Raw genomic sequence first — 9,858 nt, 5'->3', positions numbered from 1 at the left:
TTCCTGTACGCGTGGAACCGGCTGCTGTTCGTCCTGACGTTCCTCACGGACGCCGGGAAGTACAACGTCCCACGGGGCGTCTTCTCGATGGTCGGGGCGCTGCAGACGGACTGGCGGATGATGCTGACGGCCTCGGTCATCGGGATCATCCCGCTTCTGATCCTCTTCGCGTTCCTCGAGGAGTACATCGTCTCCGGCATGACCGCCGGCGCGGTGAAGGAGTAGCGGCCCTCAGGGGAGACCGGCCCCCCGTGCGGTTTCCGCGCGACCGGAGTTTTAACTGCCTCGGCGTCGCTGTAGAGCCATGGAGTTTGCCACGTGGGCGTATCCGTGGGACGTGCGCGACGAGGGGGTCGACGCGGTCGCCTCACGCCTCCGGGAGATCGGGATCGGGGAGCTGAACCTGGCGACGAACTACCATGCGGTGCAGGCGTTTTCCCCGCACAACCCGCGCCGGAAGACGCACTTCGCGCACGCGAGCTCGTACTTCCGGCCCGACGGCGAGTACGGGATGCTCCGACCGCACCCCTACGAGGGGATGGACGAGGACTGGGTCGACGCGATCGCGGCCGCGGCCGGGGACCTCCGGCTGACGTCGTGGACGGTCGGCTGTCACAACTCGCGGCTCGGAATGGCCAACCCCGACGCGACGCTCACGTCGCCGTACGGCGACGACCTGGTCTTCGGGCTCTGCCCCTCGAACCCGGCGGTCCGCCGGTACCTCCGCTCGCTCGTCGCGGACCTCGCGTCGCGGGAGGAGTTCGACCGAATCGAACTGGAGACGTTCGACTACTTCTACGGCACCGGCTTCGGCTGGCACCACCAGAAGATCCACGCCGATCTGGGGACGCTCGGCGAGTTCCTGTTCGGCCTCTGCTTCTGTGACCACTGCCGGGAGCACGCCGCGGCGAGCGGGGTCGACGTTGACCGCGCGCGCGAGGCGACCGTGGCGGCCCTCGACGACATCGTCGCCGGGCGACTCCCGAGCGACACCGTTCTGGAGCAGTGGCTTCGGCGGCACCCCGCGGTCGACGACTACGTAGCCGTCCGACAGGAGACGCTCACGGACCTCTACGCGGACCTGGCGGCGGCCGCGGGGGAGGCGCAACTGGGCTACTACGTCGGGATGCCCGAACCCGGCCGCGAGTGGATGGCCGGCGTCGACCCGACCGCGCTCTCCGAGCACGTCGACTACTTCTGTCTCCCGGCGTACGAGTCGAGCCGGGAGGACGTGCTCCGTGCCTATCGACTGGTCGAGGACCTCGATGCGGACGTTCCGATCCACGTCGGACTGCTCCCCGGCCACCCCGCGATAAGCGACGCGGACACGCTCTCCCGCATCGTCGACGGACTGCGGGCGGAGGGCGTCCCCCGCGTCTCCTTCTACAACTACGGGCTGCTCCCCGACCGGTCGCTGGACTGGATCGAGGCGGCAATCCGGTGAGGAGACGGTAGCTTCTTTTACGGGGCCCCTGCACTGAGTCACATGGAAATCACGGGCGTGACAGCCACGACTGTAGACGTACCGCTGGTCGACCTCGACGAACCGCTCGGCATCGGTCCGTACGTGACGAACCACGGGCAGGTCGACTCGATGGAGCGGGTCCTCGTCGAGGTGGAGACCGACGAAGGGGTCTCCGGGTGGGGCGAGATGCGGACGTTCCTCACCGCCGCGGCGACCGAGTCCGTCATCGAGGACGGGATCGGCCCCCTCATCGAGGGCCAGTCCCCGTTCGAGGTCGAGCGGCTCCGCCGGCAGGTCTTCATCGAGTACACGAACGTCGAGCTGTTCTTCGCGGCCGTCGAGACCGCCTGCTGGGACATCGCCGGCAAGGCGCTCGGGAAACCCGTCTACGAGCTGCTGGGCGGCTCGACCGCGCCGGAGCAGACGACCGCGATGAACGCGGACGCGGCGGACCGCGAGTCCGGCACCGACCGGGACGTCGAGTTCGCGTTCTGTCTCGGGATCCTTCCGCCCGCCGAGTCGCGTGCGAAGGCCCGCGAGGCGGCCGACGCCGGCTTCTCGGTGCTCAAGACCAAGGCCGGCCGCGACTGGCAACAGGACGTGGCCCGCATCGAGGCCATGCACGACGAGGTCGACGGCGCGCTGGAGTTCCGGCTCGACCCGAACCAGGGCTGGTCGCTCGACCAGGCCGTCCGCGTCGGCGCGGCGCTGGAGGACTCGGGGATCTACCTCCAGTACATGGAGCAGCCGATCCGGGTGAACGCCCACGACTCGCTGGCGGCCCTCCGGCAGCGCCTCCGGCAGCCGATCGCGCCGAACGAGGACACCTACATCCCGAACAACCTGCGGTCGCTCGTCGACGCCGGCGCCATGGACGTCGCCGTGCTGGACCTCACGCCCGCGGGCGGGATCAGCGGGCTCCGGCAGCAGGCCTCGATCGTCGAGGACGCGGGCGTCCCGTTCACGCACCACTGCGCGTTCGACCTGGGGATCCGAACCGCGGCCATCCTCCAGGCGGTCCACGGAATTCCGGGCTTCTCGCTCCCGCCGGACACGACCTACTACGCCTGGCAGGACGACGTCATCGCCGACCCCTTCGAGGTCACGGACGGCTGCATGCGCGTCCCCGACGAACCCGGGCTCGGGATCGAGATCGACCGGGAAATGGTCGAGCGGTACGAGGTCTAGCGCGGCGCGTTTCCCACCGCGGATCGACCGCGCCCCTCGCCGTCCGCCGCTCGCGTCGGAACCTTCTTTATCGCCCCCGCTGATGGTTCAGCCGACATGGTCGAGCTGTCACTAGCGGACCGTCCGGCGATCGTGACCGGGGCATCACGCGGCATCGGGAGGGAGATCGCGGCGGCGTTCGCCGAGGCGGGCGGCGACGTGGCGATCTGCTCGCGGACGTACGAGGACGTCGCGGCCGTCGCGGAGGAGCTCACGGACGCGCACGAGGGGCGCGTCGTTCCGGTCGAGTGCGACGTGACCGACGCGGACGACGTCCGCGACCTCGTCGACACCGCGGTCGAGGAGTTCGGGGACCTCCGCGTCCTCGTCAACAACGCGGGCGGCTCCGTCGAGTCGGCGGACCTGCTCCACCGGTGTAGCGAGGAGGAGTTCGAGTGGATGCTGGAGCTGAACCTGAAGGCTCCGTACCTCCTCGCGCGCGAGACGCTGCCGGCGATGATCGCCGCCGGCGGCGGGTCGATGGTCCACGTCGGCTCGGTGAACGGGCTCTTCGGGATCGGGCTCGCGGGCTACTCGGAGGCAAAGAGCGGGCTCCTCGCGCTGTCGCGGAACATTGCGACCCACTACGGGCAGTACGGGATCCGCTCGAACGTCCTCTCGGCCGGCACGATCGAGACCCAGAACCGCCGCGACGAGATGGAGAGCACGGAACAGCGGTCGGGCGGGACGAGCGCCCGCGACCGGTGGCTCGACCAGTACCCGCTCGGTCGGTTCGGACGCCCCCGGGAGGTCGCGGACACCGCGCTGTTCCTGGCCAGCGACCGCGCCGGCTTCATCACCGGCGAGAACGTCGTCGTCGACGGCGGCCTGACCGCGGGGCTGCCGCAGTCGTTCGAGAACGAGATCTATCAGGCCGACGAGCCGCCAAGCGATCGATGAGGACGACCGCGGTCCGCCGCGTCGCCGAGCCGCCGCCGCTCGTCGGAGACGCGGCGGGGACGGTGTGGGAGCGCACGGAGCGCGTTCCGATCGACCGGTTCCGCTGGACCGCTCCCGCGCGCCGGCCGTCCGCGACCGCGAGAGCGCTGTACGACGACGAGGCGCTGTACCTCCACTACGAGGTGGTCGACGGGCACAGCTACGCGACGGCGACGCGGCTGAACGGGCGGGTGTGGGAGGACAGCTGCGTCGAGTTCTTCGCCGCTCCACGGCCGGCGAGCGGCGACGCGTACGTCAACCTCGAGGTGAACTGCGTCGGGACGTTCCGGCTCGGCTACGGGGCCGGCCGCACCGACCGGACGCTCGTGGACCCGGAAGCGGCGGCCGACGTCCGGATCCGGAGCTCGGTCGACGGGCCCACGAAGGCCCCCGACCCCGACGACGAGGGATGGTGGGTCGCGGTGGCGCTCCCGTTCGAGACCCTGGCCGCTCTCGCCGGCGGCACGGTTACTCCGGTGGCGGGGGATCGGTGGCGCGCGAACTTCTACCGGATCCGGAAGCGACCGGAGCCGCTCTACGCGGCGTGGAACCCGGTCGACGCGCCGGAACCGGACTTCCACCGCCCGGAGGAGTTCGGGGAGCTCCGGTTCCGGTGACGGCGGCATTGGTTCCGGTGACGGCGGCATTGGTTCCGGTGACGGCCGGCCCGGCGGCGCGCTGACGAAAGATACAAGCGGTCGCTGTGAGACACTCGACCCATGGAGGAAGTCAGCACTGACGACGCGCCGGACGCGATCGGACCGTACTCGCAGGGGATCATCGACGACGGCCGGGTCTACGTCTCCGGACAGGGTCCGGTCGACCCGCAGTCCGGCGAGGTCGTCTCCGAGGACGTGAGCGAACAGACCGCACGGACGCTGGAGAACGTCGCCGCGATCCTCGAGGCGGCGGGTACGTCGCTGGAGAACGTCGTCCACGCGAACGTCTACGTCACCGACATGGACGATTACGAGGCCGTCAACGAGGTGTACGCGGAGTACATGACCGAGCCGTACCCGGCGCGGGCGGCCATGGAGGTCTCCCGGCTCCCCATCGACATCGGGGTCGAAATCGAGGTCGTCGCGAGCGCGTGAGATCGCCGCGGTCGGGAGCATCCGCGCTCCCGCCCCGCCTGCTGCGGAGGGTCGACTTCGACCTTCGCGACGCCCCGGTATCCGCATCTGGTTATGTCTACGATAGTTTATAAATATGCGAAATAGACGACAGATAGATAATAAATGCTAAAAGCAGATTTTTATTAAACACAGAAAAATACCCTTTTCTAAATAGGATATAATATTATTGTCCTATATTCTCTCTATTTGAATTTCTCTTTGATTTTATGTCTTGAATAGAAAGCCGACAGATCAAAAATATCTGAACTCCGTCATTCAAATTCTTCTGTCATTATATCTCCTCGATTGTCGAACCGGTGTACCGGTCGTCGAGGTTTCGCTCTTGATGGCGGCACCGGCAGCCCGCGGCTCGGCCGCGGCCGATTTGCGTCGACCGCGGTCCTGCTGCTGCGGGTCCCGCGGACCCGGTGCTACTCGTCGCGGTACTCCTTCTCGAAGCCGCGGAACTCCGTGCGGTGGGCCTCCTCGTCCGCGAGGACGGTGACCGCGAGGTCCTCGGTGACGGGGTCGCCGGCCTCCTCGGCCGCGTCGACGAGGGAGCGGTACGTCTCGATGGCGTCCTCCTCGGCGTCGAGCACGCCCCGGATCACGGAGAGCACGTCCGTCGAGTCCTCCGGCGGCTGCAGGGAGTCCTGTCGGGCGGTGAACTCGGCCGACCCCGGCGGGCGGGCGTCGAGCTGCTTGAGGCGCTGGCCGATCTGTTCCGCGTGGCCCAGCTCCTCCTGGATGTCCTGTTTGAGGCTCTCCTTGATCTCCTCGGCGCGGACGCCGTCGAGGACGATGGCGTTCGTCTGGTAGTTCATCACCGTCTCGATCTCGTCGCTGTAGGCCTTGCGCAGCAGGTCGATGACGCGGTCTGATGTCATGCGGTCGGACCATTCGCGCCGGGGGGCAAAAGCGGTGCGGCGACCCTCGCCGGTCGAGACCGCCTCGCACCGTACCGGGAGAGTATTCACGCGAGCGACCGTTGTCCCCACAATGACCGACCTGTCGATCGACTATCGCTCTCACCCTGAAGTGGAGGAGCTCGTGGACCGGATCCGCTACTGTGCGGAGTCGATAAGTATCGCGTTCGAGGACTGGGACCGGCCGCGCGTGAAGGGACCGGGACTGTACTTCGCGGTCGTCGCCGACCGGAACTACGGCGACTACGCGGACCCGATGGGGGACAACCGGTGGCCGGTCGAGAGCTGTCGCTCCGTGGGCGTCGACTACGCGGACTTCGCCGAGGCCAGCGAGGCGGTCGGGTTCGAGCGCGACGGCGCCGTGGTCGTCGCCGTCGACGGCGTGATCGAGGAGGGGATGGTCCGCTTCCGCGATCTCGAGGCGACCGCCGGCGACGGGCTCGCCGACCGCGTCGCGTACGAGGACTGGATGGGCTCCCGCCACATGAGCGCGCTGGAGACCTCGATGCGGCCGGCCGTGGTCGCGACCGTGACGCTGAGCGAGGAGACCGGTCGCGTCTCGCTGTTCCGCGACGGCGAGGTGTTCTCGGCGGAGCGAGACGAGATCGGCCGGAAGTGGACGGCCGACTGAGCGTCCCCGCGACGCGTCGGACGCGCTCGACTACGCGTCCTCGTCGTACACGTCGGGGTTCTCCTCGCCTTCGACCTGCACCACGCCGAGGGCGCCTCGGCGGCCCGCCCGGCTGAGCGCGTGGTCGACGATCTTGATCGGGCCGGGCACCGGCGTCTCCATCTCGGCGGCGGTGACGGTGCCGGGCGCGACCGGCGTCGTCTCGACGTTTCGGGCCGGGTCGCTCAACACGTCCCCGTCGCGGTAGAGCCGCGACCAGACGTTGCCGATCGGGTGCCACGAGCTGATCTTGTTCGGGCCGCCGTTCGCGAAGTAGACGCGGACGGTCTCGTCCCGCTGGACCGTCACGGGGCCGTAGCCGTCCGCGGTGAACGCGTACGGCTCGCCGTTGAAGACGACGTAGGTCGGATCCTCGTTCTCCATCGCCTCGCGGTCGAAGGCGTGGTGGCCCTCCTCGCCGACCTCGCCGGTCGTGTACAGCTCGTGCTGGCCGAAGTAGAGCTCGCGGTCCACCTCGGGGAGCCCCTCCTTCGGCTCGACGATCATCGCGCCGAACATCCCCGAGCTGATGTGCACGTCCATGTTCGGCACCGCGCAGTGGTAGATGTGGACGCCGGGGTAGCTGGCGGTGAACTCGATGACCGCCGCGTCGTCGCCGGGTGCGAGCGTCGTCGCCTCCGCGCCGCCGCCCGGGCCGTAGATGGCGTGCGAGTCGACGTTGTGGGGGAGCTCGTTCTCGTCTTTGGGGACCTCGAAGCGCAGACGCACGCGGTCGCCCTCCCTGACGCGAAGCATCGGTCCGGGGATCTGTCCGTCGTAGGTCATGTAGTCGAAGGTGACGCCGGGTTCGACCTCGGCGGTCACCTCCTCCGCGGTCAGCGTGAACTCCACCTCCCGCGGCTCATCGCGGTCGATCGGGTCGGGGACCGCGGTCGGGTCCGCGGCGACCCGGTTCGCGTCGACCGATTTCGCGGGGTCGAGACTCGCGGCCGCGGCCTCCGTCGTCGGTCCCGATTCCGCCGGCTCGTCCACGTCGTTCGTCTGTGCCGCCGGCGCCGAGACGCAGCCCGACAGCAGGGCCGCACCGCCGAGGCCGACGGTGGTCAGGAACTGTCGCCGCCCGGTCTGCGTCGCGTGGGACATTGGGTTTCTCTCCAGGTGGACATACCGGTAGTACACGCATGAAACAGGTTGGAGGTTCTCGCCCTGTGGGGAACTCACCCGAACATCTCCGGAGTTTTGACTTAAGCTTCCGTACGAGCGTCTAAAACAGATCTCCGGACTGTCGCGGTTTCGTCCGGCCCCCCGCGCTGTCGCGGTCCCGTTTCCGTTCGGGGTCGCCGCGGACGGTGCCCGATCAGTCCCCCTCCGAGCGCTCTTCCGAGCCCTCCCTCTGGACGTAGCCGGGGAGGTCGTCGACGAACTCCCTGATCACGGCCGCCTCCGCGCGGTGAAGCGTCTCGCTGGCGGTGGACTTCGCCACCCCGACCCGCTCGGCGAGGTCGGTGAGCGAACAGGTCCGCGGCGTGTCGTAGTACCCGGCGTCGACCGCGGCGAGGAGGAGCTCGCGTTGCGCGTCGGTGAGCAGTTCGCTCGGCTCCACGCGCTCGCGGACGTAGCGCACCTCGAACGGGACCCCGAGGTCGTCGAACTGCGCGGCCAGCGCCGAGAGGCGGTCGTGGGGGCCCGTCACGTCGATCGTCGCTTCCCCGTCCCGGATCTCCAGCGGCATCTCGATGGGGACGCCGGCGCGCTTAGCGGCGATGAGGAGCAGGGGTGCGGAGGTCTCGAACTGCACCGTCGCTTCGCGTTCCGTCCGCTGGGCCACCGACAGCTCGGTCACGGCCGGGTGGGCCGCCATGTCGTCGAGGATCGGGTCGATCGGGGCGCCGGTGATCCAGACGAGCGCGAAGCCGGGTCCGTCCCCCGCGAGCGCGGTCAGCACCTGAAACGTCGCGTCCGGGTGCGCGCGGGACACGTCGGCCACCCACGGCCCCTCCGGGAGGTCGACGACGAGGCGGGCCTGCGTCATGGTCGGTGTGTCCCCCCGCCGGGATAAAGGCGTCCCGGTGGTTGGGTCCGCGGTCGGCGGCTCGCGACCCCTTCTCGAAAACAGATTTTGTTTACACCGTCACAGATTGCTGGTTGCACCAGTCATTTGTAGACGTGTCGTATCGGGTGGCATATGGTGGGACCGCCAATCCACGACCTGCACTTCGCGGAGGAACCGACCGTCGACGCCGTCCCCGGCCCGGGGTCCCGACGGCTTCTCGACAGACAGGACGACATCGACAGCGGCGCGGTCGCGTACCCCAACAACATCCCCCTCGCGTTCGAGGAGGGGCGCGGCGCGACCCTGAAGGACGCGGACGGCAACGTCTTCCTCGACTTCTTCGCGGGTATCGGCGTCTACAACGTCGGGCACGCCAACCCCTACGTCAACGAGGGGGTCCACGAGCAGATCGACAAGCTCACGCACGCCGTCGACTTCCCGACGCAGCCGCGGATCGACCTGATCGACAAGCTGGAGGAGATCGCGCCGGGCTCGCTGGCCGGCAACAGCCGCGTCGTCTTCGGCGGTCCGACCGGCAGCGACGCCGTTGAGGCGTCGATCAAGCTGGCGAAGTACAACACCGGCGGCAACGGCCTGCTCGCGTTCCGCAACTCCTACCACGGGGCGACGACCGGCGCGATGAGCATCACCTCGAACAAGAAGTTCAAGAAGCCGTACGCGCCGCTCCTGCCCGACGTGGTCCATGCACCCTTCCCGTACCCCTTCCGCGAGGGCCGCGACCCGGAGGCGTCCGTGAACCGGGCGCTCGAGGAGGTCCGCGCCATCGTCGAGGAGCCGTACGGCGGGCTCACCGACCCCGCGGGCATCTTCGTCGAGCCGATCCAAGGCGAGGGCGGCGTCGTCGTCCCGCCGGAGGGGTTCCTCTCCGGGCTCCGCGAGATCGCCGAGGAGAACGACCTGCCGCTGGTGTTCGACGAGATCCAGGTCGGCCTCGGCCGCACCGGCGAGTGGTGGGCCTCGGAGCACTACGACGTGACGCCGGACGCCATGACGACCGCGAAGGCGCTCGGCGGCAACGGCCAGCCGCTCTCCGGAACGATCTACCACGAGGATCTGGACACGTGGGGGCCGGGCGACCACGCGGGCACCTACCGCGGGCACGTCCCCGCGATGGTCGGCGGGCTCCGGGCCATCGAGTACATCGAGTCGCACGACCTGCTCGACCACGCGACGGAGGTCGGCGCGTGGATCCGCGACCGCCTCCGGGACGCCGGCGACGGCGACCCGGGACTCGGCGAGGTCCGTGGCAAGGGGCTGTTCGTCGGCGCCGAGTTCGTGGACGAGAACGGCGACCCCGACGCCGACCGCGTCGAGGCGATCCAGGAGTACTGCTACGAGCACGGCGTGCTCGTCTGGACGGCGGGCCAGTACGACAACGTCGTCCGCCTGCTGCCGCCGCTCGTGCTGACGCAGCGCCAGGCGGAGGTCGGCACGGAGATCATCGCGGACGCCATCGCGGCGACGGCCGAGTAGCGCGCTCC

General features: G+C 68.9%; 10 protein-coding genes and 1 pseudogene. 8 read left to right on the top strand and 3 right to left on the bottom strand.

Annotation, left to right across the window (positions count from 1 at the left end; all coding sequences use genetic code 11):
* From AN233_RS05460 to AN233_RS05435, 6 genes and pseudogenes are all read left to right on the top strand, one after another.
* Window positions 1-225, top strand: a pseudogene (locus AN233_RS05460) (carbohydrate ABC transporter permease); the annotation flags it as partial.
* 79 nt (window positions 226-304) lie between these two features.
* Window positions 305-1,444, top strand: a complete 1,140-nt coding sequence (locus tag AN233_RS05455) for a hypothetical protein (protein ID WP_058365823.1) — start codon at window positions 305-307, stop codon at window positions 1,442-1,444.
* Between the two features lie 42 nt (window positions 1,445-1,486).
* Window positions 1,487-2,653 carry a mandelate racemase/muconate lactonizing enzyme family protein gene (locus tag AN233_RS05450; RefSeq protein ID WP_058365822.1) on the top strand — a complete coding sequence of 389 codons (1,167 nt, stop codon included), beginning with the start codon at window positions 1,487-1,489 and terminating at the stop codon, window positions 2,651-2,653.
* A gap of 96 nt (window positions 2,654-2,749) precedes the next feature.
* Complete coding sequence (locus AN233_RS05445) at window positions 2,750-3,592, top strand: SDR family NAD(P)-dependent oxidoreductase (protein ID WP_058365821.1); 843 nt, start codon at window positions 2,750-2,752, stop codon at window positions 3,590-3,592.
* Window positions 3,589-4,248: a carbohydrate-binding family 9-like protein gene (locus tag AN233_RS05440; RefSeq protein WP_058365820.1), complete on the top strand. Its 660-nt coding sequence runs from the start codon at window positions 3,589-3,591 to the stop codon at window positions 4,246-4,248. The genes AN233_RS05445 and AN233_RS05440 overlap by 4 nt, the downstream gene beginning before the upstream one ends.
* Window positions 4,249-4,350: 102 nt before the next feature.
* Entirely contained in the window at window positions 4,351-4,725 is a 375-nt protein-coding gene (locus tag AN233_RS05435) for a Rid family detoxifying hydrolase (RefSeq protein WP_058365819.1), read from the top strand.
* Window positions 4,726-5,177: 452 nt separating this feature from the next.
* Here the strand turns inward: AN233_RS05435 and AN233_RS05430 are convergent, their stop codons facing one another.
* The gene (locus AN233_RS05430; protein ID WP_058365818.1) at window positions 5,178-5,633 is read right to left on the bottom strand and encodes a DUF892 family protein; all 456 of its coding nucleotides are present in this window, start codon (window positions 5,631-5,633) and stop codon (window positions 5,178-5,180) included.
* A 112-nt stretch (window positions 5,634-5,745) separates the two neighbouring features.
* On the opposite strand from AN233_RS05430, the gene AN233_RS05425 reads away from it, so the two are divergent.
* Entirely contained in the window at window positions 5,746-6,303 is a 558-nt protein-coding gene (locus AN233_RS05425) for a diadenylate cyclase (RefSeq protein WP_058365817.1), read from the top strand.
* A gap of 30 nt (window positions 6,304-6,333) precedes the next feature.
* Here AN233_RS05425 and nirK read toward each other — a convergent pair whose 3' ends face one another.
* Together nirK and AN233_RS05415 are read right to left on the bottom strand one after the other, a co-directional pair.
* A complete protein-coding gene (gene nirK, locus AN233_RS05420; RefSeq protein WP_058365816.1) occupies window positions 6,334-7,446 on the bottom strand; it encodes a copper-containing nitrite reductase in 1,113 nt (370 codons plus the stop codon).
* Between the two features lie 214 nt (window positions 7,447-7,660).
* Complete coding sequence (locus AN233_RS05415) at window positions 7,661-8,335, bottom strand: helix-turn-helix domain-containing protein (protein ID WP_058365815.1); 675 nt, start codon at window positions 8,333-8,335, stop codon at window positions 7,661-7,663.
* Window positions 8,336-8,488: 153 nt separating this feature from the next.
* Between AN233_RS05415 and AN233_RS05410 the strand changes: the two genes are divergently transcribed.
* Window positions 8,489-9,850: an aspartate aminotransferase family protein gene (locus tag AN233_RS05410; RefSeq protein WP_058365814.1), complete on the top strand. Its 1,362-nt coding sequence runs from the start codon at window positions 8,489-8,491 to the stop codon at window positions 9,848-9,850.
* Window positions 9,851-9,858 lie beyond the last annotated feature (8 nt).

The organism is Haloparvum sedimenti (assembly GCF_001462205.1).
GTDB classification, from domain to species: domain Archaea; phylum Halobacteriota; class Halobacteria; order Halobacteriales; family Haloferacaceae; genus Haloparvum; species Haloparvum sedimenti.
This window is presented reverse-complemented; position numbering and strand designations above follow the sequence as displayed.

Bases quoted from the DNA above. Each gene is read 5' to 3' on its own strand.
- AN233_RS05415 (WP_058365815.1), bottom strand. From the start codon at position 8,335: ATGACGCAGGCCCGCCTCGTCGTCGACCTCCCGGAGGGGCCGTGGGTG.
- AN233_RS05455 (WP_058365823.1), top strand. From the start codon at position 305: ATGGAGTTTGCCACGTGGGCGTATCCGTGGGACGTGCGCGACGAGGGG.
- AN233_RS05435 (WP_058365819.1), top strand. From the start codon at position 4,351: ATGGAGGAAGTCAGCACTGACGACGCGCCGGACGCGATCGGACCGTAC.
- AN233_RS05445 (WP_058365821.1), top strand. From the start codon at position 2,750: ATGGTCGAGCTGTCACTAGCGGACCGTCCGGCGATCGTGACCGGGGCA.
- AN233_RS05425 (WP_058365817.1), top strand. From the start codon at position 5,746: ATGACCGACCTGTCGATCGACTATCGCTCTCACCCTGAAGTGGAGGAG.
- AN233_RS05430 (WP_058365818.1), bottom strand. From the start codon at position 5,633: ATGACATCAGACCGCGTCATCGACCTGCTGCGCAAGGCCTACAGCGAC.
- AN233_RS05410 (WP_058365814.1), top strand. From the start codon at position 8,489: ATGGTGGGACCGCCAATCCACGACCTGCACTTCGCGGAGGAACCGACC.
- nirK (WP_058365816.1), bottom strand. From the start codon at position 7,446: ATGTCCCACGCGACGCAGACCGGGCGGCGACAGTTCCTGACCACCGTC.
- AN233_RS05440 (WP_058365820.1), top strand. From the start codon at position 3,589: ATGAGGACGACCGCGGTCCGCCGCGTCGCCGAGCCGCCGCCGCTCGTC.
- AN233_RS05450 (WP_058365822.1), top strand. From the start codon at position 1,487: ATGGAAATCACGGGCGTGACAGCCACGACTGTAGACGTACCGCTGGTC.